This window comes from Lentilactobacillus hilgardii DSM 20176 = ATCC 8290 (assembly GCF_000159315.1).
Lineage (GTDB): Bacteria > Bacillota > Bacilli > Lactobacillales > Lactobacillaceae > Lentilactobacillus > Lentilactobacillus hilgardii.
The window spans coordinates 214,977-240,862 of the sequence record NZ_GG669994.1; the positions used below are offsets into that span (position 1 = coordinate 214,977).

28 protein-coding genes are annotated in these 25,886 nt (G+C 39.8%); 14 read left to right on the forward strand and 14 right to left on the reverse strand.

The window, feature by feature from the left end; all coding sequences use genetic code 11:
* Positions 1-55: 55 nt before the first annotated feature.
* Positions 56-280 (reverse strand): hypothetical protein, encoded by a 225-nt coding sequence (locus HMPREF0519_RS08250; RefSeq protein WP_225428992.1) that lies wholly within the window; start codon positions 278-280, stop codon positions 56-58.
* A 195-nt stretch (positions 281-475) separates the two neighbouring features.
* Between HMPREF0519_RS08250 and HMPREF0519_RS08255 the strand changes: the two genes are divergently transcribed.
* From HMPREF0519_RS08255 to HMPREF0519_RS08270, 4 genes are all read left to right on the forward strand, one after another.
* Positions 476-712 carry a hypothetical protein gene (locus tag HMPREF0519_RS08255; protein WP_003635413.1) on the forward strand — a complete coding sequence of 79 codons (237 nt, stop codon included), beginning with the start codon at positions 476-478 and terminating at the stop codon, positions 710-712.
* 237 nt (positions 713-949) lie between these two features.
* A complete protein-coding gene (locus HMPREF0519_RS08260; protein ID WP_003635415.1) occupies positions 950-2,275 on the forward strand; it encodes a replication-associated recombination protein A in 1,326 nt (441 codons plus the stop codon).
* Between the two features lie 78 nt (positions 2,276-2,353).
* Positions 2,354-2,587 (forward strand): hypothetical protein, encoded by a 234-nt coding sequence (locus tag HMPREF0519_RS08265; RefSeq protein WP_003558940.1) that lies wholly within the window; start codon positions 2,354-2,356, stop codon positions 2,585-2,587.
* A gap of 195 nt (positions 2,588-2,782) precedes the next feature.
* Entirely contained in the window at positions 2,783-3,517 is a 735-nt protein-coding gene (locus HMPREF0519_RS08270) for a sulfite exporter TauE/SafE family protein (RefSeq protein WP_003635417.1), read from the forward strand.
* 99 nt (positions 3,518-3,616) lie between these two features.
* Here the strand turns inward: HMPREF0519_RS08270 and HMPREF0519_RS08275 are convergent, their stop codons facing one another.
* Both HMPREF0519_RS08275 and HMPREF0519_RS08280 read right to left on the reverse strand, forming a co-directional pair.
* Positions 3,617-3,871 carry a hypothetical protein gene (locus tag HMPREF0519_RS08275; RefSeq protein ID WP_003558945.1) on the reverse strand — a complete coding sequence of 85 codons (255 nt, stop codon included), beginning with the start codon at positions 3,869-3,871 and terminating at the stop codon, positions 3,617-3,619.
* Positions 3,872-4,004: 133 nt separating this feature from the next.
* A complete protein-coding gene (locus HMPREF0519_RS08280; RefSeq protein ID WP_190870473.1) occupies positions 4,005-4,571 on the reverse strand; it encodes a helix-turn-helix domain-containing protein in 567 nt (188 codons plus the stop codon).
* A gap of 169 nt (positions 4,572-4,740) precedes the next feature.
* Between HMPREF0519_RS08280 and HMPREF0519_RS08285 the strand changes: the two genes are divergently transcribed.
* The 3 genes from HMPREF0519_RS08285 (at position 4,741) to HMPREF0519_RS08295 (ending at position 6,433) form a co-directional block, all read left to right on the forward strand.
* Positions 4,741-5,448, forward strand: a complete 708-nt coding sequence (locus HMPREF0519_RS08285) for an AzlC family ABC transporter permease (protein WP_003635420.1) — start codon at positions 4,741-4,743, stop codon at positions 5,446-5,448.
* On the forward strand, positions 5,435-5,767 hold the full coding sequence (locus HMPREF0519_RS08290) for an AzlD domain-containing protein (RefSeq protein WP_003558951.1): 333 nt from the start codon (positions 5,435-5,437) through the stop codon (positions 5,765-5,767). The genes HMPREF0519_RS08285 and HMPREF0519_RS08290 overlap by 14 nt, the downstream gene beginning before the upstream one ends.
* Positions 5,768-5,962: 195 nt before the next feature.
* Positions 5,963-6,433, forward strand: a complete 471-nt coding sequence (locus tag HMPREF0519_RS08295; protein ID WP_003635423.1) for a GNAT family N-acetyltransferase — start codon at positions 5,963-5,965, stop codon at positions 6,431-6,433.
* A gap of 159 nt (positions 6,434-6,592) precedes the next feature.
* Here the strand turns inward: HMPREF0519_RS08295 and HMPREF0519_RS08300 are convergent, their stop codons facing one another.
* A complete protein-coding gene (locus HMPREF0519_RS08300) occupies positions 6,593-7,663 on the reverse strand; it encodes a 2,3-butanediol dehydrogenase (RefSeq protein WP_003558955.1) in 1,071 nt (356 codons plus the stop codon).
* Between the two features lie 269 nt (positions 7,664-7,932).
* Here HMPREF0519_RS08300 and HMPREF0519_RS08305 point away from each other — a divergent pair, with 269 nt between their 5' ends.
* Positions 7,933-8,373, forward strand: a complete 441-nt coding sequence (locus tag HMPREF0519_RS08305) for a hypothetical protein (protein WP_003635426.1) — start codon at positions 7,933-7,935, stop codon at positions 8,371-8,373.
* A 138-nt stretch (positions 8,374-8,511) separates the two neighbouring features.
* On the opposite strand, the gene HMPREF0519_RS08310 is transcribed toward HMPREF0519_RS08305, so the two are convergent.
* The gene (locus HMPREF0519_RS08310) at positions 8,512-9,321 is read right to left on the reverse strand and encodes a glucose 1-dehydrogenase (protein WP_003635428.1); all 810 of its coding nucleotides are present in this window, start codon (positions 9,319-9,321) and stop codon (positions 8,512-8,514) included.
* Between the two features lie 117 nt (positions 9,322-9,438).
* Between HMPREF0519_RS08310 and HMPREF0519_RS08315 the strand changes: the two genes are divergently transcribed.
* From HMPREF0519_RS08315 to HMPREF0519_RS08325, 3 genes are all read left to right on the forward strand, one after another.
* Positions 9,439-9,876, forward strand: coding sequence for a universal stress protein (locus HMPREF0519_RS08315; protein WP_003558961.1), 438 nt, complete (start codon positions 9,439-9,441; stop codon positions 9,874-9,876).
* Positions 9,877-10,085: 209 nt separating this feature from the next.
* Positions 10,086-11,201 carry a YibE/F family protein gene (locus HMPREF0519_RS08320; RefSeq protein WP_003635430.1) on the forward strand — a complete coding sequence of 372 codons (1,116 nt, stop codon included), beginning with the start codon at positions 10,086-10,088 and terminating at the stop codon, positions 11,199-11,201.
* On the forward strand, positions 11,201-11,980 hold the full coding sequence (locus HMPREF0519_RS08325) for a YibE/F family protein (protein ID WP_003558965.1): 780 nt from the start codon (positions 11,201-11,203) through the stop codon (positions 11,978-11,980). The genes HMPREF0519_RS08320 and HMPREF0519_RS08325 overlap by 1 nt, the downstream gene beginning before the upstream one ends.
* A gap of 114 nt (positions 11,981-12,094) precedes the next feature.
* Here the strand turns inward: HMPREF0519_RS08325 and HMPREF0519_RS08330 are convergent, their stop codons facing one another.
* The 5 genes from HMPREF0519_RS08330 to HMPREF0519_RS08350 all read right to left on the reverse strand — a co-directional run bounded on the left by HMPREF0519_RS08330 (position 12,095) and on the right by HMPREF0519_RS08350 (position 17,158).
* Positions 12,095-13,339 carry a glutamate-5-semialdehyde dehydrogenase gene (locus HMPREF0519_RS08330; RefSeq protein ID WP_003635432.1) on the reverse strand — a complete coding sequence of 415 codons (1,245 nt, stop codon included), beginning with the start codon at positions 13,337-13,339 and terminating at the stop codon, positions 12,095-12,097.
* Between the two features lie 63 nt (positions 13,340-13,402).
* Positions 13,403-14,248 carry a glutamate 5-kinase gene (gene proB / locus HMPREF0519_RS08335; RefSeq protein WP_035462656.1) on the reverse strand — a complete coding sequence of 282 codons (846 nt, stop codon included), beginning with the start codon at positions 14,246-14,248 and terminating at the stop codon, positions 13,403-13,405.
* Between the two features lie 454 nt (positions 14,249-14,702).
* Entirely contained in the window at positions 14,703-15,668 is a 966-nt protein-coding gene (locus HMPREF0519_RS08340; protein WP_003635434.1) for a peptidoglycan recognition protein family protein, read from the reverse strand.
* A gap of 300 nt (positions 15,669-15,968) precedes the next feature.
* Complete coding sequence (locus HMPREF0519_RS08345; protein WP_003635435.1) at positions 15,969-16,442, reverse strand: Fur family transcriptional regulator; 474 nt, start codon at positions 16,440-16,442, stop codon at positions 15,969-15,971.
* A gap of 149 nt (positions 16,443-16,591) precedes the next feature.
* Positions 16,592-17,158, reverse strand: a complete 567-nt coding sequence (locus HMPREF0519_RS08350; RefSeq protein ID WP_003558975.1) for a hypothetical protein — start codon at positions 17,156-17,158, stop codon at positions 16,592-16,594.
* A gap of 35 nt (positions 17,159-17,193) precedes the next feature.
* Between HMPREF0519_RS08350 and HMPREF0519_RS08355 the strand changes: the two genes are divergently transcribed.
* Positions 17,194-18,246: a lactonase family protein gene (locus HMPREF0519_RS08355; RefSeq protein ID WP_003635437.1), complete on the forward strand. Its 1,053-nt coding sequence runs from the start codon at positions 17,194-17,196 to the stop codon at positions 18,244-18,246.
* A gap of 410 nt (positions 18,247-18,656) precedes the next feature.
* On the opposite strand, the gene HMPREF0519_RS08360 is transcribed toward HMPREF0519_RS08355, so the two are convergent.
* Positions 18,657-19,508 carry a fumarylacetoacetate hydrolase family protein gene (locus HMPREF0519_RS08360; protein ID WP_003558979.1) on the reverse strand — a complete coding sequence of 284 codons (852 nt, stop codon included), beginning with the start codon at positions 19,506-19,508 and terminating at the stop codon, positions 18,657-18,659.
* Between the two features lie 61 nt (positions 19,509-19,569).
* Positions 19,570-21,936: an ATP-dependent DNA helicase gene (locus HMPREF0519_RS08365; protein WP_003635438.1), complete on the reverse strand. Its 2,367-nt coding sequence runs from the start codon at positions 21,934-21,936 to the stop codon at positions 19,570-19,572.
* A gap of 130 nt (positions 21,937-22,066) precedes the next feature.
* Between HMPREF0519_RS08365 and HMPREF0519_RS08370 the strand changes: the two genes are divergently transcribed.
* Together HMPREF0519_RS08370 and HMPREF0519_RS08375 are read left to right on the forward strand one after the other, a co-directional pair.
* Entirely contained in the window at positions 22,067-22,660 is a 594-nt protein-coding gene (locus HMPREF0519_RS08370) for a hypothetical protein (RefSeq protein ID WP_003558983.1), read from the forward strand.
* 1 nt (position 22,661) lies between these two features.
* A complete protein-coding gene (locus HMPREF0519_RS08375) occupies positions 22,662-22,874 on the forward strand; it encodes a hypothetical protein (RefSeq protein ID WP_003635440.1) in 213 nt (70 codons plus the stop codon).
* 389 nt (positions 22,875-23,263) lie between these two features.
* Here HMPREF0519_RS08375 and dapF read toward each other — a convergent pair whose 3' ends face one another.
* Together dapF and HMPREF0519_RS08385 are read right to left on the reverse strand one after the other, a co-directional pair.
* Positions 23,264-24,253 carry a diaminopimelate epimerase gene (dapF, locus tag HMPREF0519_RS08380; protein WP_003635441.1) on the reverse strand — a complete coding sequence of 330 codons (990 nt, stop codon included), beginning with the start codon at positions 24,251-24,253 and terminating at the stop codon, positions 23,264-23,266.
* Between the two features lie 31 nt (positions 24,254-24,284).
* The gene (locus tag HMPREF0519_RS08385; protein WP_003635443.1) at positions 24,285-25,688 is read right to left on the reverse strand and encodes an aspartate kinase; all 1,404 of its coding nucleotides are present in this window, start codon (positions 25,686-25,688) and stop codon (positions 24,285-24,287) included.
* Positions 25,689-25,886 lie beyond the last annotated feature (198 nt).

The window sequence follows — 25,886 nt, forward strand, 5'->3', positions numbered from 1 at the left end:
AAGAGGCTGAAAAGCCTCTTCTATATTGTTTACTAGTCTATTATCAATTCAGCAATCACAACGTTTTGCCGTTTTTCATATCGTCATGATGATGGTAAATTCCCTTTAAAAACGCGTAAAGCATGCCACCGGTTGCCAAGATAACCGTTAATAAAGCCAACCACCAGTTAACGGTGTACATGCCTGTAATTTTGTCAATGAGCAGTGTGATAAACATGGCAAGGAAGAATAAACTTCCCCAGAAAACAGATTCTTTATAAAAATTATGGTTGAATTTCATGATGTTCATCCCCCTTAAAGGTTGAACGACATTGCTCTGATTCACCTTTATTATAACTCATCGATAATATTTTACAGGTAAAAGCGCTTACTTTAATTCGAATATTAAAAGCTTCATAAAAAGCATATTGGCAATGCTTTTGTTGACTTTTTCGCTTGCAATTAACCATAACCTGGTTGCAATGAAAATCAGTAGATGAAGCAAAAGGCTCATTTACATATCGAAGGTCACAGTTCTTTGATTGTGAGAGAAAGAGAAAAGAAAACTCACTACGATGACTCATACTATTTTGAGGATTACGACATTCATTTGGATAACCGGGACGGGTTGGTTGTGACCCTAACAACCGGATCATATAGTGGTCAAGGGATGCCGATTAAGGATACCGAACACGTTACCGTTGAAGACTTTCGTTCGGCAATTATTGCTTAACAAGCGGGTTGCAAGAAAAGGCGTTGCACTTGCTAATGCATTCCACATGGCAGCTGATTTGATTGCCTGATTTCGAAACTAGACCGTCCTTTGTAAAAATGTTTTTTCATAAGAGCCGTCACGTTTACGTGGGGGCTTTTTTACAGCTCAGCGAGTAGTTATTTATGAACGAACGTTCGCTAAAAGGTGATATAATGAAACGTGAATCATTAGTTTTGTCGTACTGGAGGTGTCACTGTGAAACAGCAATCATTATTTGCAGCGAACGATCTTGCTAACCAACCACTTGCTTATCGGGTCCGACCACAGACTCTAGCAGATTTTGCCGGCCAGCAACAGCTGCTTGGGAAAGGAAAGGTCCTTCGAGAAATCATTGAGAGTGATCAATTGCCGTCAATGATTTTTTGGGGGCCACCCGGTTCCGGGAAAACAACATTGGCGGAAATCATTGCCAAAAAAACCAAGGCAAAGTTTGTCACGTTTAGTGCGGTCACCAGCGGCATTCGCGATATTCGAAAGCTAATGAAGGATGCTGAAGCTAATCGGAACATGGGTGGTAAAACGATCGTCTTCGTTGACGAAATTCACCGGTTTAATAAGGCCCAGCAGGATGCTTTTTTACCGTTTGTTGAAAAGGGCAGTATTACGTTAATCGGGGCAACAACCGAAAATCCGTCATTCGAAATTAATGCCGCTTTATTGTCACGCTGTAAGGTATTTGTCCTTCAACCGCTTCAAGTAAATGACATTATCCAACTTATTAAGCATGCGTTGGTTCATCCAGATGGTTTTGCCAAGCAACATGTAGAAATTGATGGGGAAGCGATCAGACAAATTGCCGAGTTTGCCAACGGAGATGCCCGAATTGCTTTGAACACATTGGAAATGGCCGTGAATAATAGCGAGAAGTCCGGTGACCGTATCAGGGTTTCTACCGATAATCTTCATCAGCTGATGGCAACCAAATCGTTTCTGTATGACAAAAGTGGTGAGGAACACTACAATTTGATTTCTGCACTCCACAAGTCAATGCGAAATAGTGATGCCGATGCCGCTGTTTACTGGTTATCACGAATGATGAACGGTGGCGAGGATCCTTTATACATTGCCAGACGTTTGGTTAGATTTGCCAGTGAAGATATCGGTTTGGCGGATACAAATGCATTAAACGTTGCCGTTAATGTTTTTCAGGCCTGTCAGTTTATCGGGATGCCGGAATGCGATGTTCATTTAACAGAAGCTGTGATTTATTTGTCACTGGCACCGAAATCAAATGCGGTTTATAAGGCAAAATTGAAGGCTGCCGAAGATGTGAAACATTCTGTCAATGAACCAGTTCCATTGCAATTAAGAAACGCACCGACATCACTAATGTCCGATCTCGGCTATGGTAAGGGATATCAGTATGCCCACGAGTCTAAAGCCAAATTAACAACGATGCAGACAATGCCGGATTCACTGGTAGGCCATATCTACTATGAACCGACAGAACAGGGCAATGAAGGCCGATTTAAGCGCCGATTAGCTCAAATCAAGGATTGGGAAGCCAATCACAGAAAGTGATGAATCAAGACGTTTATGATGCCGATTTGGCCTTTTTCGTTTATAATGAAATTCGAAAAAGAAAGGGGCTATTGAATCATGGAACTGTCACAAACTGATTTTGATATTTTAAACGCCATTAAATCCGGAAGAGTTGAATCCGGTACACTGATTAGTCACTTTGTTGATTATTGCGATAACGCAATTGGCGGTAATCCGCGACCACTTATTGAAGCAGGTCTCATTAAAAGTGATGGTGGCTCTGTTAATGGTTTGACAGATGCCGGGTTAAAAGCTTGGCAGGATTTTAAAGACAAAAAAGCAAATGTTTAGTAGGCAGAGGATATTATAAATCTGCTTTTTGAAAACAATCATTAAAAATAGTATTTTGAAGAGATCGGGGCCAAAGTCATTTTGCTCTGATCTTTTTGAATACTGCCACTATTTAGCTGAAAACAGCTTGCTTGGCAGTTGTTTCCTGTATACTGATAATAATGGCTAAAGATAAATTGATTTGGAGAAAACGATATGATTTTATTCTTGGTAGTTTTGATTGCATTATTTGGCGCCTTGGTGCGCACGGTATTTGGATTTGGTGAAGCTTTAGTGACGATGCCGTTATTGGCCCTGATTTCCTTTGATTTAAATACATCGGTTGCTTTGATCGGTGCCTTAGGGTTGATTGTTGCATTACCTGGGGCAATTCGTTATCGCGTACATATAAATGTAGCAATTGTTCGAAGATTGGTTATTGGATCAATATTAGGTGTTCCGATTGGTATTTTTCTCATTAAATACGTTGATAAAACCATTATTATGCGGATCCTAAGTGTTTTTTTGATGGTTTACGGCAGTTATTGCTTGATTCGAATTTATCGGCAAAAGACAAATAAGCCGAGGTTTCAGTCATTGTTCTTTGATTATGTAGCCGGGGTGATTTCCGGTGTCATGGGCAGTGCTTATAACAGTCATGGTGTTCCGATTGTTGTGTATGGGACCTTAAAAAAGTGGCTGGTTATGGAACTTCGTGGCATTCTTCAAGCCCATTTTTTGTGCGTTGGTATTTTAGTAGTTGCCAGTCAAGCAATTGCCGGGTTTTGGAGTATAGAAGTATTTGAATTACTGGCAATCGTTACACCACTTCTGTTTTTGGTGATTCCATTCGGTAATTGGTTAACTGACCATATTGACAATGCGTTAATGATCAAATATGTATATGGTCTATTGATCGTATTTGGAATGATGTTGTTTATTAAGTCCTAATGACAAAAGAGTGGGACATTAAAAAGGACTGGACAAAATATAGCTTGTCCAGTCCCTCAATTTTTGAATGAGTTTATTAGCTAAAATTATCGATTTAAATCAACCTGCCTTGGCTCGGAAAGCTTCTTTCTCGTCGAGGTCTTCATAGTAACTGTTCAATGCATCAATCCTTAATTTGTCTTCAATTGCCAAATCAAATTCAGCATCCGTATCAAATGGATCTTTATCCGCACGCTTCTTAAGTTTAACAAAGCGTTTGCGGGCATCTTTCGGATAATTAGGTGCGAACAATACTTTCTTGCCTCTCACTTTCAGTACAAAAGGATGAAGAGCCACCATACTTTGTTGAGTCATAAAAATGCCTCCGTTTCAAGAATTGGTTGAAGAAACAATGTCCTCTGAAGTCAGTTAAGCGCTTCAGGGAACATTATTGTATTTCAAAACCCGAAAGAGTGCAAGCTCATTTTCAAATTTGATGAAACTTTTTTCAAACCGGATAAAAATTGATGATAGTTGCTTTCAAAATATGATTCCCGGAGTTTTGATAGATGTGTTTACTGGTTGGGTCAAAGCGGGTTGCGTCATTTTCGTTTAGGATTAACTGATTACCGCCAACGACCAGTGTCAATTGGCCGGATAAAATCATAATATATTCTTCCGAACGGCCTTCCCGACTGACCTTGGAGTGGCCTACCGAGGTATAACTGGCATCTTTATCCAATTCCATTTGAAAAAGTTCAAAATTATGATGGGGAGAATCGGGATAATAACAACAAATACGATAGTGACCATCTGCAGATTTTTGTTCATTGATTGCAGACTTTTTGATAATCTTGGTCGTTTCAACACGTCCTTCTAACAATGCGGTGTAAGGGACGCTTAATCCGGCACAAATCTTCCAGATTGTGTTGATGGTGGGGCTGGTCCCGTTATTCTCGATTTGTGAGAGCATCCCTTTACTAACACCGGAGAGTTCTGATAATTTAGTTAAACTAAAACCCTTTTCAAGGCGAATTTTTCTTAGATTTTTGCTGACAATTGCGCCGATATCCATTGTAAAAAAGCCCCCAGCCAGTGTTGACATAAGATGAAAAATGAATTAGAATTCCATTAATGTTCAATATATCATACTTACGTCTCTTATTTTAAACAATAGCTGAGATAGAAGTCAACTAATCCGGCTTTCTCGTTCAACAATAATTAAGAAATGGAGGAAATGTTGCGTGAATAATGAGTTAACGGTTTCAAGTGCAGCAAAGGAAACGCTGCCGACTGTATTTGGATACATAGGAATTGGCTTAGCATATGGCATTGTGGGAAAAGCCTCAGGAATCAGTCCGCTGATGATCACGTTAATGTCTTTGATTACATATGGTGGTGCGTCACAATTTATCATCGTCAGTATGCTTGTCACACATAGTCCAATGGTGTCGATTATTTTATCGGCATTTTTGATTAATTCAAGAATGATTTTGATGAGCACAACTCTGGCACCTTATTTTCAAAAAGAGAGCCTGTTAAAAAACATCATTTTAGGTGGGTTGGTAACTGATGAAAGCTTTGCCCTAGGAATGAATAAACTCAACTATACTAACAGAAAACTGAATTTTGCCTGGTTCAATACGGTCAATTGGTTTGCTTATTTGGCGTGGGCAGCTGCGTCTCTGTTAGGCGCTTTGTTGGGAAACTTTATCAGTAACCCTGAAAAATTCGGCTTGGATTTTGCCCTGGTCTCGATGTTTATAGGACTTCTTTACTTACAGCTGATTAGTGATAAATCGATAAAATTTAAATTACAGCTACTAGTAGTCGGTTTTGTTTTAGTCGCAACTTTTATCGGCATTATTTTTATTCCGGCAAATCTGTTAACGCTGGTTGTGACATTATTAGCTTGTGCTTTTGGGGTGGTGATGAAGCATGCCTTCTTCTAGTTTTGTCTTTTTGACAATTTTAGGATCTGGAATAGCGACCTGGCTATCTAGGATTATGCCGTTTGTTATTTTAAAAAAATTCAAGTTATCCGCGGGTGTTGTTGAATTTTTGAGCTTTGTTCCAATTGCGATCATGTCAGCTTTGTGGTTTGAAAATTTATTTATACAACATTTGGGACAGCTGCCATCGCTGAATATCCCTAATTTATTAGCTTCTTTACCGACAGTTTTGAGTGCCGTTATTTCAAAAAATTTGCTGGTCACCGTGGTAGTCGGCGTTATTTCACTGGGATTTTTAAGAATCTTTTTGGGGATGTAAGTAGAAACGACATTAACTAAACTTTATTTAACGACCTGTTTTAGTCGATTGTATTAAAAGTATCATTGCTTAAAAGACGTAAAAAATGCGTGGATAGCCTGGCTTCGGTTTATAATCCGAGAGCTGACAGGCCATTGACACATTTTGACTGTTATAATATCTTTATTGGAAATTAAATTAATTTGGAGGGGTTCTATGATTACATTAAATGCTATGTCCCAAAAAGATTACGATACTTATTTGTCGACAGCAGTAACCGACTATGCCGGAGAAAAAATCAAGGCGGGGACTTGGACCGAACAACTGGCCTTTCAGAGGGCAAGTGAAGAATATCAGATTTTACTGCCCAATGGTATAGAAACACCAGATAATTATTTTTATAGGATCGATCATAACGAAACCAAGGTTGGTGTTATTTGGATTGCTAAAAGTACGGATAACCCGGAAACAGCGTTTATTTACGATCTTCAAATATTGAAGCAGTACCAGGATCAAGGATTTGGCAAACAAGCTTTAAAATTGGCCGGTGATGAGGCCTTAAAAATCGGCTTTAAGAATATGGCGTTGCATGTGTTTGGCAGCAATAAGCGGGCAATTCATGTCTATCGGGAAAGTGGATTTAAAGTAACTGATATTAACATGGAGAAGAAATTATCAAAAGAATAACGTCACTATTGCAAAAAAATCCACCGACAAAGTAGCTGTCGGTGAATTTTTTCATAAGGGAATAATTATCTGTTGCCCTTCCACCAAAGCAGAACCAGGAAGTGGGCTTAGCGGAAGGGTGAGGTTCTGTAATTCTACAATTGTTCAGGGAAAGCCGGATTATAATGCCGGATCAATCAAAATCTTAACTTGTGATTTATCAGTTGCCAAGGCTTTAATTCCTTGATCCAATGCATCATCCAAGCTGACTTTCTTTGTAACGATCTTCTTGAATAGATCTTTATGATTGTCAATAATTCCTAAAACATTAGGGAATGAATTGTTGTAGCAAAGCGTCGTAATGATATCGAGTCCCTGCATAATTAAATCATCTGTCATATTCATTGTAAGTGGTTTCCCATAAAGTGCAACTACTTGTAAGGTACCGGTTCGTTTTGTAATCTTTAACGCAGTATCAAAAGTGGCTTGAACGCCGGCACATTCAAAAGTAATATCAACACCGTTTGGAAGATCCTTTTTAATCTCTTTTTCGACATTGACTTGAGTCGGGTCAAGTGCATGTTTTAATCCAAGTTCCTTTGCTTTTTCCAAACGAACTTTTGAAACATCAACAATGTAAACTTTGTTTGCACCGGCGATCTTTGCCAAAAGTGCTTGAAGTAAGCCGATTGGACCGGCTCCCATGACGGCAACGTTTTGACCTTCACGTAAGTGGCTCTTCTTGATGGCTTCGTAAACAACGGCTGTTGGTTCGGCCAAAGCGCCCAATTCAAAACTCATGTCTTTTGGTAATTTGTGAGCAAAGACACCTTGAACGTTTGCGTATTGTGCCATTCCGCCATCTTCTGAAAATCCTAAGAAGTTACCGGCACCATCGGTTGAAACGGCTCGGTTACAGAAATTATAGTTTCCTGCACGACAGTTTTCACATTTTCCACAGGCAAGCAATGGCTCCACAGCAACATGGTCACCAACTTGTAGTCCGTCAACATCTTTTCCGATCTTTATGACTTCACCTGAAAACTCATGACCAAGTGTAATTGGCACTGTTTTGCCGGTTAATGGATATGGCACAGTTGGCAAGCCCCAACCTTCAAGGTATGCATGCAAATCGCTACCACAAATACCACAATACTTAACCTTTAGTTGTACTTGGTCATCTTTTGGCTCCGGAATGTCAACATCTTCTACACGAATATCTTTTTCACCATAAATACGTACCGCTTTCATGATATGAGCCTCCTAAGTGAAAATGTTATTTTTCTGTACGGCTACATTTTACATCTTTGAGAAAGCGCTAACAATAAAATGCTTGTATTTGTAATATTAAATTCACAAAGTGATCCTTATCACCTATTATTGTTGCCATTACACTAATGAAAAGGGTATCATATTAATAAAGAAACTATTCGATTTGACTGGAGGCGTTTATTATCGTTGAAACAATTACCTGTGCCCAAACAGCGGCAATTCACGAAAGCTATATTTTCCCTGGGGACATGAACAACAATCAAATTCAATTTGGTGGACGAACGTTGGAGATTCTTGATGCCAATGCGGGTCTGTCGGGTGTGAAATTTTTGCCGAGTCAATTATCATTTGTGACGGCAGGTTATGACCATACGCAATTTCTGGCACCTTTAACTCCTGGCGATATTAGTAAGTGCACATCATACGTAACCGGTGCCGATAAAAAAGCAGTTGAAGTATTTAGCAAGTTTGAAGCATATAATAAACAAATGAAAGAAACCAAGCTGGCGTTTATGTCATTTTGTACGCTGATTGTGACCAACCCACTTGAAGACGTTCAGTTTCCCAAGTTAATACCGGAAACTGCCGAAGAGGTTTATTTGGTAAAAAACTATCAGGAGCGATTAAAGAAGCGGCGACAGGAACTTCAAGAGAATAAAGAAATTGTGAAACATCTTAATATTGAGTGAGTTCGATACCTGATCGAAAGAATTCAATTTAACCGCACAATTAGTGCAATAACAAACAGAAAAGAGGTGGACAAAAGCAATTGTCCACCTCTTTTTAGATGATATCAAAAATAAAGATTTTTTAAATGAATGACGACTTTAGTAGGCTGTCCAACCGCCATCAACGGGTAACACAGCACCAGTGATATAGGCTGCCTTGTCGGAAACTAGGAAAAGTGCTGTGTCAGCAATTTCTTCAGGACTACCGGGCTTGGGTGAGGTTTGCATCCCGGTCATTTGGCGTTTCATACCGAACTCATTTATATTTCCCATTGTCTGGGCAATATTGGTTTGAATGCCACCCGGTGCAATAGCATTAACCCGAATACCCTCGTTTGCATACATATAGGCTGTATTCTTGGTAAGACCAACAACAGCATGTTTGGATGCCGTATATGCTGCACCGGCACGAGCGCCGTTTGTCCCACCGATGGACGCAATGTTTAAAATAACACCAGTGTGCTTTGGAAGAAATTCCCTGATTGCTTCCCGCATACCATACATCACACTATCTGTGTTGACAGCCATAACCTTGTGCCATTCGTCATCTTCCAAGTCGCCAATTGCAGCCATGTTGTCCATAATACCGGCGTTATTGACCAAAATGTCTACGTGGTCATAATGATCTTTGGCAAATGCAAACATTGACGAAATATCTTGGCGATCTGCAACGTTGACTTTGATTGCGGCTGCCTCATAGCCATCTGCCTGAATATCCTTGATGACTTTATTAGCGTTATCAATATTTAAATCGGCAGCGACTACTTTTGCGCCCTCTTTAGCAAACAGCTTGGCCATCGCGGCCCCCATTCCTGATCCGGCACCAGTGATAATCGCAACTTTATTCATTAATAATTGAGTATCCATCATCATTTTCCTCCCTAGATTGGTGAATGAAATCACATTCATTATAAATAACTGTGTGAGCGTTTCCAATAATTTGGATTTCTACGAACTTAATAGAGGTTGCTGCAATAATTAAATGGTAAACTTTAGTTGTAAAATGAAAATTGGAGGTGGCTGTTTATGTATGAAACAATTTTAGTTCCTGTTGACGGTAGTGATAATTCTAAACGGGCTGTGAGCGAAGCAGCTAAATTGGCAAATAAATTCGGATCAACGTTACAAATCGTTTCAGTAGCAAGTGATCAACGCTATGTTCAATATGGGGTGACATTGGGTCAAGATGTCATGCAATCATTCCAGGAACGGGCAGAAGAAATTCTGGATGATGCCAGAGACGAAGCGGAAAAGCTTGGCGCGAAAGTTGAAACCCATTTCGTTGTGGGGGTTCCTAAGATTCAAATTTCTAAAGCCTTACCTGCAAAATACGGGGCTTCTTTGATTGTAATGGGTAAATCAGGCGTGAACGGCATTTCACGAGCAATCTTGGGGTCAACAACTGCTTACGTTGTCCGTCATTCAACAGTTAATGTGATGGTTATTGATTATCCAAGAGACTAATATTGTATTGAAATAATTTTACTGTCGGGACAAAGTCAGGCCTTGTCCCGGCTTTTTGATCTTATAAAATTGTTCATAAGTGCGTCCGTTGAATGATTATGATGAGCTATAATTTTAGAATGACTCTTGTATTTTTCTTAATATTCCGTCACGGTTTCCCACAATAAAATGACTAATGTTACAATAGCCCTAAAATTTCTAGCGAAAAGATGTGGACCATGGCTTTTAAATTAAAGAGCAGGATGACTTGGATACAAGTTTTAATCGTTGTTATTTTTTGTCTAGTGGCCGTTTTTCTGACTGCTCACGACGACAGTTTGTATACTGAACCGATTTTTCAGGTCACCAAGGTGACAAATGGTAAGGTAACAAAGATGTCCGATGAGTTTCATAATGTTGATTACTATCATCAGCAACTGTTATCGGGACATATTACGAATGGAAAGTATGCCGGTAAGCATTTGAAAATCCAAAATGCTTATTCGAATTCCGGGGCGATGGACCATCAATATCGAACCAACCAGAAACTGTTTATTGTTTTACATACAAGCCCGAAGCTCCACGCAACCGTTAAAGATTTAAAGCGTGACACACCGATTATCTTTTTGCTGGCATTAGCGGTGAGCCTGTTGTTTATTATTTTAAAATTTAGAGGTGTTACCGTCATTTCCAGTATTGTGATCAATACGATATTGTTTTGGCTTGCCGTCAAGATTGATCACCATAACAATGGTGCAGCAGTGATTCCAATCTTTAGTATTTTGGCCGTTATCTTCTGTATAATCACGTTATTTCTGGTGATGGGTTGGAATCGAAAAATGTTGGTTACTTTATCTGCGGTCATTTCCGCGACAGCAATTACGATTCTACTGACATTACTTGTCTTTGGCGTCACGCATGAGAAGGGGATGTACTATGAATCGATGCAGTACGTTACCCAACTTCCCAAACCATTATTTTTGGCGGAAGTCTTGATCGGTGTATTGGGAGCGGTGATGGATGAGGCAACAGATATTGTTGCTTCACTGGCGACACTTAAACAGGAACGTCCAGAACTCAGTAAACTACAAGTGTTTAATTCCGGTCGGCAGATTGGTAAATCAATTATGGGGCCATTGATTAATGTCTTATTCTTCATTTTTATGGCTGAGACGCTGCCGATGACATTGCTGTATCTTAAAAACGGGAATACTTGGAAATACTCATTCTCAATGAATATGTCATTAGGAATGACTTCCAGCTTAATTAGTGGAATCGGCATTGTTCTAACCGTTATTTTATCCAGTTTGTTTGCCGGACTACTGATCAAAGGGGATGAACGCTGATGGGGTCGTTAACAGCACTTGGAGCTCTTTTATTGATTCTAATGATCATCGTTGGCGGTAAGCAGGGAATTTCATCCTTTCTTAGCATGGTCATTAATTTTGGCATTCTCTTCTTTAGCATTGTGCTCATTGCCTTTCACCTACCACCGATTGTGGTCACTATTGTGGCGAGTGTTATTTTGCTGTCGATCACAATTTTTTGGAGTAGTGCAAGTGATAACGCATCAACTACCGCTTTTCAAGCTTCTGTCATGATTCTAATTATTTTGATTGTCATTATTATACCGATTGAATATTGGGCGAGAGTTGGCGGTTTTGGTCTTGAGGATAGCGAGGAACTTGAGGGCTTATCAATGTATGTCGGAATCAGCTTTACAAAATTGGCCATTTCAACCGCTATCCTGAGTTCTTTGGGAGCAATTGCAGAAGCGTCAATTGCGATTGCATCCGGTCTTGATGAAATTACGATACAGCATCCTAAGATTTCAAGCAGTCAATTATTCTTAGATGGTATCGTTATCGGCAAGCAAATTATTGGAACGGCGGTAAATACATTATTCTTTGGTTTCTTTGGCAGCTCAATGGGGCTGTTTATCTGGTTCTATGGATTGAATTATTCGTTTGGAGATATTATAAATGACAAGGTTTTTGCAGCTGAACTCATCGCAATTATCATTTCATTAATTGGCGTTGTACTCACAATTCCGGGGACGACGTTAATGATGAGTCACCGTCTAAAGAAAATACAGGATAAAGAAAAAAGTGAATCGGGTAAATAAATAAAAAGCGTTCAAACGGATAATGGTTGCCGTTTGAACGTTTTTTGATGTGAAATCGGAATTTCTGAAATGAACGTTTTACACTCTGGGTACTAATCGCTTTGCTCCGCACACTTATTTTCTAATCTGGCCATTTCCTCGGATAACGTATTTAGTGGTCGTGAGCTCATTTAATCCCATTGGGCCACGTGCATGGAGTTTTTGAGTGCTGATGCCAATTTCTGCACCGAAGCCGAATTGGAAGCCGTCGGTAAATCGAGTTGACGCATTAACATAAACACAAGCCGAATCGATTTGGTTTAAAAATGTTTGGCTGTTTTGGTAATTATCTGTGATGATAACCTCTGAATGTCCGGTGGAGTACTGGTTGATATGATCGATTGCTTCCTGCTCATTATCAACAATTTTAATGGCCATAATCAGGTCGTTGTATTCGGTTGACCAGTCGGTTTCAGTTGCGGGCTTGATTGACCCGATAATCTCCTGACTTCTCCGATCACCACGCAGTTCAACACCGTGTTTTTCCAACGCTTTTGCAATGGCAGGCAGTAACTTTTTAGCGACGTTTTGATGAATTAATAATTTTTCAGCGGCGTTGCAGACCGAAGGCCGTTGCACTTTAGCGTTCACAACAATATCAACCGCCATTTGTTCTTCCGCAAATTGATCCACATAAATATGACAATTACCGGCACCGGTTTCGATCACAGGTACTGTCGAGTTTTTTAAAACGGCCTGAATTAAACCGGCGCCACCACGAGGAATTAAAACATCCACATAGTCATTCAGGTGCATGAGATCATCAGCTGTTTTGTGACTTGTATCGTGAAGAATCTGGATAATATTCTCATCCAACCCGTTTTGTTTCAAGACTTCACGCATCACTTCTGCCAGTACCAAATTGCTGTTGAGCGCCTCTTTGCCTCCACGCAGGATAACGGCATTGCCGCTTTTGAATGTCAGAGCAGATGCGTCGACTGTGACATTGGGGCGGGCCTCAAAAATCATCGCAATCACACCTATCGGGACACGTTTTTGTTCAATTAATAAGCCGGCTTCGTTGGTCCAGCCACGATCAATATTTCCGATGGGATCCGATAGAGCGGCGACTTGGCGTAGCCCTTCTGCCATATTCTTAATACGCTGCTCGGTTAATTTTAATCGATCAGTAAATTTTGTTGGCATTTCAGTAGCATTTGCCAAATCCTTTTGATTAGCGGTGAGAATTTCAGAAATGTGAGCAACAATGTTTTCTGCAAATTGGCTTAAAATTTGATTTTTAGTGATCGTATCAAGCTGTCCCATTTTGACAGCCGCTTTTTTTGCTTGTTGACCGATTTGAATTAAAGTGTCATTCATGATTAAGCCCTCCCAGGGTTGTATTTTAAAGTAGTGAGGATTTCTAAATGTTATTTGGCTTTTTTATTTTTGATTAAGATTTGCCAAGTCACGATGCTGATTGCTTGTTGAATCGTTGGAGAACAGGGTTCCAATCTGTTTACCGGCGAGAATATCAAGAATAACTCTGGGATCCTTGCCATTGGCCAAAACCATTTGGCGGTTCTCATCCAGCATTCGTTTCGCTGCCAATAATTTTGTTTGCATTCCACCGGTTCCAAAGCGGCTTCCAGAGCCACCGGCGACTGTGAATGTTTTTTCGTTAATATGATTAACGGTGGAAATTAGATTGGCGTTGACATACTTTTTAGGATTCTGATCGTAAAAGCCGTCAATATCTGATAAAACAATCAGTAAATCTGCGTTGACATGACTGGCAACGATTGCAGAAAGTTGGTCATTATCGCCAAAAGTTGTTTTGTGATCCAATTCGTCGGTGGCAACCGTATCATTTTCATTAACGATTGGAATGACGTTGTCGTTGAGGAGACAATTGAATGTATCCATGACATATTTATTGCTTTTGGGATAATCAAAAATATCATGGGTGAGCAGAACTTGCGCAATGTCTGTTAAGTAATGGTTGAATCTTTGGGTAAATAAAGTCATGAGTTCCGATTGACCAATTGCTGCCAATGCCTGCTGGGCACCGATTTCTGTTGGTCGTTTTTTAAGGTTCATTTTATTCAGGCCGACACCAATTGCACCTGACGAAACTAGAATCAATTCCTTGCCCTGATTATTTAGTGCACTGAGTGTGTATGCTAATTGGTCGAAAGTTTCCAAATTAATGGCACCGCTTGGGTGGATGAGACTACTGGTTCCTACTTTAACAACGATTCGATTTGCATTAATAGTTCGATTATTCATATTTGCCACCTGAATTTCTTCTTTCATTTTACACAAAAAGCCTTACTTTGAATTGAGACACCCAATTAGGGCGGTACCATTCTCATTCAAAGCAAGGCTTCACACTTTTTGATTTCATAACGGGAAAATCCGTGTCTGATTAAGACATAATCGTAATAGAAGATAGGATTCGTGCTCTTAAGCGTTTTCCAGCAGTCAACGCTTTCTCTGTAGTCGCACTACTTGGTCTTCCAAAGTAGCCTCATCATATATAATTAAAGTTCAAATGTCAACTGAACAAGCTGAATAGTGAATAAATGATGCCGAACTGTGATTTTTAAAATTGGTTCCGATATGATAAAAACAGCTTTAAGGTAACTAAATAAGAACAAATACTTTTAGTTAAAGCAAAAGAGGTCGGAACAAAAAAGTTCGACCCCTTTTGAACTAATAACCGATTTGGCTTTTTGTCCGTTTAATCCAAGTTCAACGCCTTACCGTATACCCAGTATTTTTGAACACCGTTATCAGTTGAGAAGCGAATACGATACCAGGCACTGCCGGATGATTTTGTACCGATATTATCGATATATACTTTCTTGCCGATGGTCGCACCTACTGATGACCATGAATATGACTTAATATTGGCCCTTGAATTTTTTACATGGTTATATAGCTTATAAGATTTATATTTATCTCCTAATAGCGCCTCGTCATCGGCTGACTGATACGAAACTTTATCAAATGCTTTTTTTTCGTGTGAGCCAGAAATGTTGTCGTACGTTGTTTTTACAAGCTGATAAAACTGTGCAAATGTATAACTCGAACCAAAATAGGTTTTACCCATTGATGAGTAATAGGCAGTTGGATCGGTATGATCTGTGCCTCCTAAAAACTTGGAGACGCCTTTGTGAGACCAAACGGTTCCTTTGCCATCATAGGCGGCATCATTTGGCGTTAAACCATATTTATCCAGAATATAGGCCGTGTAGTAAGCTGAGTTTGCAATCTCATGTGCAAAGGCTGACTTACTATGAACGCGAACCTGTTCAAACTGGACAAACCGTGCGTTTGCTGGATATCCGGCACCCCAAGCCAGATAGTCTGTGTTCGCGATGTTGATGATTCGACTGGCATCAACAAACGTGTGAACAAAGGCAGCCCGATAGTTGCGTTTCATGTATGCAATTTCGTTGTAAATCGTTGAACTTGGGTTTGCAGTTTCATGGACGACAACCCCTTCAGGCTTACCAGTACCGTGGCGGTAACCGTTTTTCGGAAACCCGCCCCAAACAGATGATGTTACATCAGCGTGGTCAATATTGTTGTTTGCGATATATGTGTTGACACTTTCGGCATGGGCACTGTTGCCGTATGAGAAAATTCCCACGGCAGCAAATGAAAGTGCACAAACTGCCTTGATTAAATTTCTTTTTTTCAAAATAATTTTTCCCTTCAGAAGTTTGATCGGATTACTTTTAAATGATTGGATGATGTTTCGGTTTTTAGTTAAATTTAGTCTGGTTTAAATATATCAAATATTTACATTCTTACTTGATTACGCTTAGTAATATAAACGATTTAGCGTAGTAGATTCAAGCAGCAAGAAAGCCCGTAATCAGTGATTTAACGCATGATTACGGGCTTTTGACGACTTATTGTCAATCATATTAAGAGTTGTTGACAAAATAATAAAAAAGCGGTTTAAATCCTATTATATCAGACTTTATCCATTGTAATATTATTTTGATAACGGCTTTCTAGTTGCGAGCTTTTTTTCACATTTCGGGCAGATGCCAGTTACTTCTAATTGTGTACCGGTAACGGTAAAACCAACTTTTTCCCTGGCTACTTTCTGAACATGTGCCACGATATCAGGGTATGATTCGTCAAAAATATCAAAAATCTTACCACAGTTTTCACAAATTGCGTGGTAATGGGGCACACCGAAAAAATCATATCGAAGGCCGCCATCTTTATTAGGCAGCTCAATAACCAAGCCATTATCAACGAATAGTTTGAGTGTGTTGTAGATGGTAGCGACACTTAAATTAGGCAGCTTTTCGTCAATGCCGTCTCGAATCGTTTCAACGGAAGGATGATTATGATGGCCGATCAGGTAGGTCAAGATAATTTCACGCTGGGGGGTTATTCGAATCCCTTTCTTTTTAAGTCGTTTTAATGATACATCCAATTGTTGTGTGTTGGTAGCCATAACGCAATTCCTCCAATACCTAGTGGAAGGTGGCAAGTTTTTAGAACTTTAACCGGTTCCCAGTGCTACTTTGATTCTTATTTTAGAATTATTCTAAACTATATTAACAAATAAATCAATAAACTGAGCATTATTTTACTGATTTTTTATTAGTTGGTAGTTGATAGGTCTAATTCAAAATGGTGACGGTCAAGGGTTTCAAAGTTGTTTTCTTTGAGGATACTTGAGATTACGGTAGCAGGAGCATTTAAGTTTACCTCTAATTTAGTGAAATCAAAATGATCTTTTGCGAATTCTACGACGCGTTTGATGACTTCACTTAATCCTCTGGCTTCATTTTTAACGAATGTAAAATCGATAATACCGGTTTTGTCATCACGATTGAATCCGGAAATCGTTATTATTCCCTTAAAAGAGCCATCGTTTGAATCAGTAATTCCCCAAGTTAGTTCTGTGGTGTTCATCACACGTTGCATGACATGATTAATGCCTTTAACCGTATCGAAGATTTGATTTGGTAGTTTTTCTGCAGAAACGGTTGTAAAGTTTGGCTGATTAAAAAGATCATCAACGCGTTTAACTTGAGTTTGTGTTAACCAGTCCAGTGTGTAATGGGCTGTTAAAACCGGGTGAAATTTTTCAAATGAATCCATAATGAGCATCCTTTCGTGAAAAAGCTTACATAATGTATTTTGATTAACTTCTATCTGTGGCATAATGTAGACATAAACAAATTCTGGAGGCAAAACTTTTGATAGAAAAATATTTGATTGGAACTTATACCAGACGAATCAGTAAAGGTGTTTATCAGCTTGAATTGGACACAGACAATCAAAAATTGCAGAATTTACAGTTTGTTGGTGATGCAATTGACCCCACGTATGTTGCTGAATCTAACAGTAAGCGGATTTATGCGATTACCAAGGTTAAAGATAAAGACGACAATGTAACAGGTGGTTTTAAAGAGTGGGATGGCAAGTCTGAAGATTTTCCATTAACGGATATTGCTTCGATTCACGATCAAGAAACATCGCCAGCCTACATTGCTGTTGATGAGACACGCAAGTTGGTATTTACGGCCAATTATCACGCTGGCACAATTTGTACTTACAAGATTGCCAGTGATGGTGCCATTACCCGTGCTGATAGAATCATGGATAAAGGAACATTGGGTTTTCGGCCCGAACAACAGGATGGCCCGCATCCCCATTATATTAATTTAACACCTGATAATCGAGTAGTTGCAGTGGATCTTGGTGTTGATAAAGTCTTTATTTATGATCTTGATGATAGTGGCAAATTAACTCCTGTCAGTGAATTACAAATGGAAGATGGTTACGGTCCTCGGCATATCGCCTTTGATGAAAAGAAGGGGGTTGCTTATCTGGTTGGGGAATTGAGTAGTCATTTAGCTGTTTTGGATTATGACGAAAAAGCAGGGAAATTAACACTAAGAAGTATTTCATCAACAATTCCCGAAGACTGGACCGAGCATAACGGCGCTGCTGCAATTCGAATTTCGAAAGATGGCAAATTCGTTTATGTTTCCAATAGGGGAAATAATACAATTGCCGTCTTTAGTTCAGACGAGAAGGGTAATGTGCAATTGATCCAACGCATCTCAACCGAAGGCGATTTTCCACGCGATTTTAATTTCAGTGACGATGAATCATTTGTGATTTGTGTCAATCAAAATTCTGATAACGGAACGTTGTACACACGAAATGCTCAAACTGGTAAGCTGACAATGATCCAAAAGGACGTTAAGGTACCGGAGCCGGTCTGTGTATTGAGGAAAAAATAAGTTTAATTGTCAATAATAAAAAATCAAGAGAGGTTGGGACAATAGTTAAAAATCAATACTACAACGTTCCTACCTTAAAGTGAAGATCCCGTGAAATCAGCTTAAAAAACGCTGATTTCACGGGATTTTTTTAAAAAGTAATGTTTTTTGGACTTATGTCCCAGCCACTCATTTGATTGATGTATGCTGTCATTTAGCCGAAACGTGTAATAAAAAGCAACTTCCGGCCATATAAGCCAAAAACTTAAATATCCCAAGTTCAGGAATATCAGATGGACATTTTTAGCCAGCTGAAACGTGCACCAAAAAACTGACCCCGGCCATATAGGCTAATAAAACAATAACCCAAATCCAAGATTATTGTTTTATTAGCTTATATTCTGGGATCAAAACGTTTTCCGGAGCACTCTCTAATTTACCTTCGTTTCAATCATTCCCAAGCCATCAATTTCACTTGTGAAGACGTCTCCTGATTTAAGGAATACCTGTGGATCCCTTCCTACACCGGTACCACTTGGTGTTCCTGTGAAGATCAAGTCTCCCGGGTATAACTCTATGACACCTGAAATATATGAGACTAATGTTTGAATATCGAAAATCATTTGACTAACAGTTGCCTGCTGCATGATTTCACCGTTGATCTTTGTCGTAATCTGCTTTGAAACAATGTCGTCAGTATCGGCAATTGTTGAGATATAAGGGCCAACCGGTGAATAATTACGATATGATTTTCCGAGATCGAACTGGGTACTTGGACCATCAATTGCTTGTAAGGTGCGATCTGAAATATCCTGACCAACCATGTAGCCGGCAATGGCGTCCTCAGCATCTTCCCGACTGATATTGCGGCCACCGTTACCGATGATAATAACTAATTCGGATTCCCAGTCAACAGTATCACTACTCAAATGAATAGCATTTGTTGGACCTGCAAGAGAGCTGACAAATTTATTAAAAACGTTTGGCCGTTTTGGACGGGCAGTTGACATCTCCTCCATATGATCAAGGTAGTTAAAGCCGATCGCCGGTAATTGACGGGGATGGGTAACGGGCTGCTCAAATTTTTTAGGATCAAGCGGCTCAGCGCGATCGTCATTAATAATGGCCTTGTCTGAAATATTGATAAGTACTTTGGATTCGAAGTTCTGCCAATCGTTCAAGATATCGTCGATTGAGTCATACCCAGTGATTGGCACACCCCAAATTTGATTATTCTGTGGCGCGACAAACGTTGGCTTATGATCATACATTGCTAATTTCAAACTGAATCCCTCCTGGCATAATTCAATGAATGAATAGTGATACTAGTATACACCTTTGGTCTTAATTTCGGAACTGCTTCCAAAAGTTTTGGAGCTGATTTTCCAACTGTTTGGGGTTATTTGAGACTTGGATGTTTGCCCAGTGTTTTGGAAAGATTTTTCGGTATCTGGTTTGATTAAACCGACGATCCATTAAAACGATAACCCCTTTATCGGTGTTGGTACGAATCACTCTTCCTGCGGCTTGACTTACATTATTAAACCCCGGCAGCTGATATGCAAATGAAAAGCCCTCACCGTTGATTGAATCAAAATAATCACGGATTAAATCAGATTCAGCGTTCATCCCAGGAAGGCCAACACTTACGATTCCAACGCCAATCAGTTGGTCATTCTTTAAGTCAATTCCTTCAGAAAAGATACCACCAAGCAAAGCAAAGCCAACTTTGGTTTGCTCCGGAGTCTGGCGAAACTCATCTAAAAATTGCTGCCTGGCAAAATTATCCATTGTCGATTTCTGTCTAACGGTCTTAATTTCCGGATATATAGTTGAAAATTCAGACAAAACAGCATCAAGATAATTCATGGATGGAAAGAAAATCATGTAATGCCCTTTTTTTTGAGAAACAAGAGTAAAGATGGTTTCACAGATCGGTTGAATACTCTTACCCCGATTTGCGTAGAGTGTATTAATATTATTGGCAATGATAACCTGGCAGTTTTGCTGGGGAAACGATGAGGTGGAAATCATTGGTAAACTGTCTGCTTCATCTCCCAACACTCTTTGATAATAAGAGATTGGACTAAGCGTGGCTGAGAAAAGTATGGCAGCCCTTCCTAAATTCAAGCTCTCTTTCAATTGCTTACTGGGATCCATACAGAACTGTCGAAAAATAATATCATGATGATCTTCGTCAACGATCACACGGGTACGGTAAGTTTCGTCATAGAATTGGGAAATCAAATAGTAGCTTCGACATTGTAGATAATAGTCAACAACCAGATCAACGGTTGGGGAAGGTTTTTGATTTGCCAACCATTCATGTATTTCAGCGATTAAATCTCCGAGTGTCTTGTTAAAATTATCAATGGGGGCGGTTTGGGCAATTTGGCGGCTTACAGTTTCACCGGCCTCTTTACTGTACCTTTTAAAGGCGCGTTTTAACGATTCCAGCTTCTTGATGATTTTTTTATTGGCTTCTTTTTGTTTCGAGAGGGTGTCGATCAGTGGCTTAATTGGGCTTAGTTTCAAAGCTGCCGAGTACATTTCACGGGAGCGCTGTACTAGGTTGTGGACCTCGTCAACGAGAAAACAATTTTCTTTATCTGGAACGGAAAAGAACCGCTGTAAGTGGACTTGGGGATCAAACAGATAATTGTAGTCACAAATAATAATGTCGCAAAAGAGGCTGACATCGAGTGAGTATTCGAAAGGATCAACCTTGTGCTTCTCGGCGTATTTTTCGATCGTTTGTTTCGTGATTTGATTTTCATTTGAAATAATATCTTTGATTGCCGGTCGCACCCGATCATAGTAACCTACCATGTAAGGATTTTTTTCGGGTGGGACATCCCGTTCTTCTTGAAATGTTATTTTGTCTTTAGCGGTCAGGGTAATACTTTTAAGTGTCAATCCATTTTTGGCCATGAGTGAAATGGTGTTTTCGGCTACATGACGTGTACTTTGTTTGGCAGTAAAATAAAAGATTCGGCTAATTAGTGATTCACCCATTGACTTAATGGCCGGAAAGAGAGTAGAAATGGTTTTACCGGTACCGGTTGGGGCTTCGATAAATAAATGCTTTTCCAGCATAATTGTTTTATAAACGTTGACAGCAAGCTGATGCTGGCCCGGACGATAGTTTGTGAACGGGAAACGAAGTGCTTTAGCTGATTTGATACGTTGCTTATTTAATTCCCGGCGAAGTTTAATCCAAGCTTTATACTCGGCGACCAAATCATTGAAGAAAGATGTTGCTTCATCTTTGGTATAAGATTTAAACTTGGTCGTGATTTTTTCGTCGGGAGTTTGAACGTATGTCAGTTGTAATCGAATGTCGTCAAGCGCATCTTTTTCCATTAAAATATAAGCGTAAACTTTTGCCTGTGCCCAATATAATTGAATTGTTGACTCTGGAACCGATTGGAATTCCAAGTCCGAAGTTTTGATTTCTTCAATTAGAACGGTTGAATCCTGATAATCAATTCCGTCAGCCCTGCCTTCGACAATATACTCGTCCTCTAAATATTGAAATGAGGTTTTCAGGCTGACTTCGGATTGATAACTGTCGGGACGCCTTTTTTGAAGCTTACGATGGATTCTACTGCCCTCTTGAGGCGTATTTTCACTTGATGTAATAGGGCTTAAATCGCCGGTCCTGAGTAAAAACTCAACGAGCTGGCGGATGCCGATTTGATGAACTGTCATGGTATTCCCTTCACTGGTCTAACTTGAACGTGTGTTCCAATCTATTATACGTTAAAATGAACATTGAGTGTCATTGTATTTCAAAAATCATCTTGATACAACTTGAAAATGAATTAGACGGAGGAAGACTATGAAGCCGGTTTTTGGTCAAATTGTTAGAAAAAAGGGTCAATCTTATTTTTCACTTGGGGAAGTCGTTACAAATAATCCACAGCTTATTTTGGACAATGTTAACTACATAGGCAAAAAGAATTTTGTGATTCATATTAAGTTTGGTGCGGGGATTACCAGAAATGTCGTTCTACTGGTGAAATTAACTGACAGACAACTACCCGGGTATTTAACGAAAACAGACCTTGATACGTATCAAAGTGCGGTTGAAAATGGGGACTTTTTGTTACTGAATACGGATTCTGAAGATCTAAACGGGTTTCAGCTGGTCGAGGAATTGGAAATTGAGGATCCTGGAGATGAGCAGATTGCTAATTTGGCCAGTATTCGTGAAAATACCATTCAGTTTGTTGAAAGGTATCTCAAGAACCTTCAAACGAAAATTGATAAATTATCACAGCGAAAAGCGAATCATTATTTTTCAAGTAAGACGCATTATGAACAGGTTAAAGACTTTCTATTATCCGTTTCGCAGTTGATGGATCTACGAATGAAAATTAATCAAGTCCGCCAGGATGAGTGGCGGTTGAAATTGAAACTGGGAGGCCAATAAAATGATGGATCAGGTTAAATTGCAATCGATTATTAAAACCTTTGCCGAATATAATATCAAAATTGAAGCTCATGACATGACAATAACGGCGATTGACGGTGAATCGGTCAGCTTTGACGCCAAAACGTATATGCAGGATCAATTGATTGAGTTGATCTGTAGGGTGATGGCAAATCAACTGATTAAGACGGTGTGGGAAAAGGAAAAAAAATAGTGTGTGTAACAAAGCGGTTAGTCTTCGGAGAATAAGGCGTTCATTTGGGAAATTCTGCTTTTGGATTTTTCAAATGAATCCCTTATGCGCAGAAAACTGCTTTGAGGAACAGTCCTAATCAGTGTGTGGAGCTAACGGAGTGTAAGTTGACAGGCAGCGAATTCCCGCTTTTAGAATTTGATGCCTGTTAGCTTACATGCAGGTTTATGGTTAGAGGAACAGTCCTAATTAGTGTGTGGATCAAAACGGTTAGCATCTGGAATATAAGGCGCCAATTTGGAAAATCCTAATTTGAATTTGGTGGTATTAAATCGATAAATCATTGAAAAACAAAAGCTCGTAAGATCCGCATCATTAAGGCTGCGGATCTTACGAGCTTTTGTTTTTGATTAGGCTTCCTGTTGCTTTAAGTCGTTTACAAAGTTTAAATAATCTTTTTGTTCACCGGTATCGGTAATCTCAGCATGTTGCAACTGATTTGCGTGTAAATCGGTTTCTGGGATTTCAACCTTGTGTGTGAATGTGGCGTTTCCAATTAAATCGATGTGATAAGAGCCATCGTCATCATGAACCCGCGTCTTAACCATGCCCCCCGGATTATAAACAGAAATGGTTTCTTCGAAGTCGCTTACTTCTGGGTGATTGAGGCAGAAAGCAAGACTAGTTGCCGACATACCGGTTCCACAAGCATTTGTAAAACCGACACCACGTTCATAGGTTCGAACAAATAATTGATTATGGTCCAGGATTTGGGCAAAGCTGACATTTACACCATCAGTAAAATATGGATTTGGCTGATTCAGTTCTTTGCCTAATTTTCCTAAAACGTCCGAATTCATGACCTCTTCGCTGACAAAGCTGATTAGATGTGGGTTGGGAACTGCGATTGCCGTGAATTTTAACCCCTTGGTAAATGCCGGTACTTCACGGTCAATCAAAGTATCGCCGTCAAGATTGTCAAAGGGGAGGCTTTCTTTGTTAAAAGTAACCGGTGATATTTCCACACTAAACGTTGGAACACCTGGTGCAAGGCTGGTTTCACGATGGACGGCCAGATCGCTGTCCATTGTTTCAACCTTAAATGAATTCTGATGGTATTTATCTGACAAATAGCGTGAAACTGTGCGTAACCCATTACCACACATTGACGCAATACTGCCGTCTGTGTTAATGACCTGCATGCTGCCCAAAGTGCCATCATGATCAGAATGATCAATCACTAAAACACCATCGGCACCATCGAGAAGTCCTTTGGCCGGATCAGTAATCTGCTTGGTGAGTGCCACCAATTCTTCTTGATTTAATTTCGTTTTCAACTCGGTTTGATCCAAGATAAAAAATTGATTTTGTGAGCCATGGACTTTTAGTAATTGCACCATAATTGTGCCTCCATATCATAAGTTCTATAAATTAAATGCTTGATGAATCAAGGCTGGCCTGAAGTTCTTCAGCGGCTATTTCACCTGATTTAAAAAAATTATCGTAAATATACCTGATCGCATTATCGGCGTCGGATTCACGGGTTCCCAACATAATTGAGATTCGTGAAGCCCCTTGGTTGATCATATGAACGGCAATGTGATGAGTTGCCAACGGCCGAATAATGTTCTCTATTGTTCCAATTCTAGCACGCATTCCTTCACCAACAACCATAATGATCGCATAATCGTCAATCCATTCCATATCATCCGGATTAACTGTGTTTTGAATATCATTGCACATCTTATGGATGGTTTGGTCATCGAGCTGATTGCGATCGAAAATAATCGTTAGGTCATCAATTCCTGATGGCATGTGTTCATAGGAAACACCATATTTATAAAGGATCTGAAGAATTTTAAGCGTAAAGCCGACTTCCTTGTTCAACAGATACCGGTGTAGATAAAGAGCAGCGAAGCGGTTTGAACCGGTAATTCCTGTTACGGGACGTTTAATTGAGAGGTCCTTTTCGGGCACAATCAATGTGCCGGGAAGTTCAGGGTTATTTGTATTTTTAACGTTGATCGGGACTTGTCCTTGAATGGCGGGAATAATGGCTTCGTCGTTGAAAACGGAAAAGCCGGCATAGGATAACTCACGCATTTCACGGAACGTCATTTTAGAAATCGGGATTGGATTTTTAACGATTTTGGGATTTGCGGCATAAATAGCATCAACATCAGTAAAGTTTTCGTACAGGGAAGCGTGAAGGCCACGCGCGAGGATTGACCCTGTGATATCGGAGCCACCACGCGCAAACGTCACGATATTGCCATCTTTGGTAAAACCAAAGAAGCCGGGGAAAACCAACTTTTCATCACCGTATTTCAATTGGCCTAAATTAGCGTAGGTTTCTTCAAGGATTGAGGCACCGTTTGGATTGTCTGTTAGTAAAATACCGGCTTCCGAAGGGTCGACAAAGCGGGCCTTTGTGCCAAGTTTATTAAGACATGCCGCGAATAATTCCGCGTTGAGTCGCTCACCGTGTGCCTTAAAAGCAGCCATGAGGTAATCGTCATTCGGATAAGTCTTATTGGGCAAAGCAATCAGTTTTGAGTGGATATCTTCCAAAATGTTTTGATCAACACCAAAACCATTTCCGATTTCCTGGTAACGCGCAAAAATAGCGGAAGCATAATCATTCTTCTTTTCAGCTAACGTTGCATTGGCATATTTGATTAGAAGATCTGTGACTTTGATGTCACCGGTGAATCTTCTTCCCGGTGCTGATGTGACGACGACCCTTCGTTGCGGATCATCTTGGATAATTTGAATCACTTTTTGGAACTGCGCCGCATCTGCCAGCGAACTTCCACCAAACTTAACAACTTTCATCTCAATTGTCCACTCCCTGTTTTCCCATTAATTAAAAATTTAGTTAAAAATCGTTAAGTCGAATTTTAGCACATTTTAAAAACTAGTAAAGTCTCGTGAAAAAATTAATAGTGACAAATAGATATGGAGACTGGTCATTTTGAAACGTTATGCTGAGCTGTGACGCGTTAAGATCATCATGTGACGGAAAGATGTTAA

Coding starts and splice junctions, on each gene's coding strand:
- HMPREF0519_RS08365 (WP_003635438.1), bottom strand. CDS start 21,936: ATGACAGTTCATCAAATCGGCATCCGCCAGCTCGTTGAGTTTTTACTC.
- HMPREF0519_RS08370 (WP_003558983.1), top strand. CDS start 22,067: ATGAAGCCGGTTTTTGGTCAAATTGTTAGAAAAAAGGGTCAATCTTAT.
- HMPREF0519_RS08325 (WP_003558965.1), top strand. CDS start 11,201: ATGGGGTCGTTAACAGCACTTGGAGCTCTTTTATTGATTCTAATGATC.
- HMPREF0519_RS08255 (WP_003635413.1), top strand. CDS start 476: ATGAAGCAAAAGGCTCATTTACATATCGAAGGTCACAGTTCTTTGATT.
- HMPREF0519_RS08330 (WP_003635432.1), bottom strand. CDS start 13,339: ATGAATGACACTTTAATTCAAATCGGTCAACAAGCAAAAAAAGCGGCT.
- HMPREF0519_RS08250 (WP_225428992.1), bottom strand. CDS start 280: ATGAAATTCAACCATAATTTTTATAAAGAATCTGTTTTCTGGGGAAGT.
- HMPREF0519_RS08290 (WP_003558951.1), top strand. CDS start 5,435: ATGCCTTCTTCTAGTTTTGTCTTTTTGACAATTTTAGGATCTGGAATA.
- dapF (WP_003635441.1), bottom strand. CDS start 24,253: ATGGTGCAATTACTAAAAGTCCATGGCTCACAAAATCAATTTTTTATC.
- HMPREF0519_RS08315 (WP_003558961.1), top strand. CDS start 9,439: ATGTATGAAACAATTTTAGTTCCTGTTGACGGTAGTGATAATTCTAAA.
- HMPREF0519_RS08295 (WP_003635423.1), top strand. CDS start 5,963: ATGATTACATTAAATGCTATGTCCCAAAAAGATTACGATACTTATTTG.
- HMPREF0519_RS08270 (WP_003635417.1), top strand. CDS start 2,783: ATGATTTTATTCTTGGTAGTTTTGATTGCATTATTTGGCGCCTTGGTG.
- HMPREF0519_RS08385 (WP_003635443.1), bottom strand. CDS start 25,688: ATGAAAGTTGTTAAGTTTGGTGGAAGTTCGCTGGCAGATGCGGCGCAG.
- HMPREF0519_RS08310 (WP_003635428.1), bottom strand. CDS start 9,321: ATGAATGTGATTTCATTCACCAATCTAGGGAGGAAAATGATGATGGAT.
- HMPREF0519_RS08280 (WP_190870473.1), bottom strand. CDS start 4,571: ATGGATATCGGCGCAATTGTCAGCAAAAATCTAAGAAAAATTCGCCTT.
- HMPREF0519_RS08320 (WP_003635430.1), top strand. CDS start 10,086: ATGTGGACCATGGCTTTTAAATTAAAGAGCAGGATGACTTGGATACAA.
- HMPREF0519_RS08375 (WP_003635440.1), top strand. CDS start 22,662: ATGATGGATCAGGTTAAATTGCAATCGATTATTAAAACCTTTGCCGAA.
- proB (WP_035462656.1), bottom strand. CDS start 14,248: ATGAATAATCGAACTATTAATGCAAATCGAATCGTTGTTAAAGTAGGA.
- HMPREF0519_RS08350 (WP_003558975.1), bottom strand. CDS start 17,158: ATGCCACAGATAGAAGTTAATCAAAATACATTATGTAAGCTTTTTCAC.
- HMPREF0519_RS08305 (WP_003635426.1), top strand. CDS start 7,933: ATGAACAACAATCAAATTCAATTTGGTGGACGAACGTTGGAGATTCTT.
- HMPREF0519_RS08275 (WP_003558945.1), bottom strand. CDS start 3,871: ATGACTCAACAAAGTATGGTGGCTCTTCATCCTTTTGTACTGAAAGTG.
- HMPREF0519_RS08300 (WP_003558955.1), bottom strand. CDS start 7,663: ATGAAAGCGGTACGTATTTATGGTGAAAAAGATATTCGTGTAGAAGAT.
- HMPREF0519_RS08345 (WP_003635435.1), bottom strand. CDS start 16,442: ATGGCTACCAACACACAACAATTGGATGTATCATTAAAACGACTTAAA.
- HMPREF0519_RS08265 (WP_003558940.1), top strand. CDS start 2,354: ATGGAACTGTCACAAACTGATTTTGATATTTTAAACGCCATTAAATCC.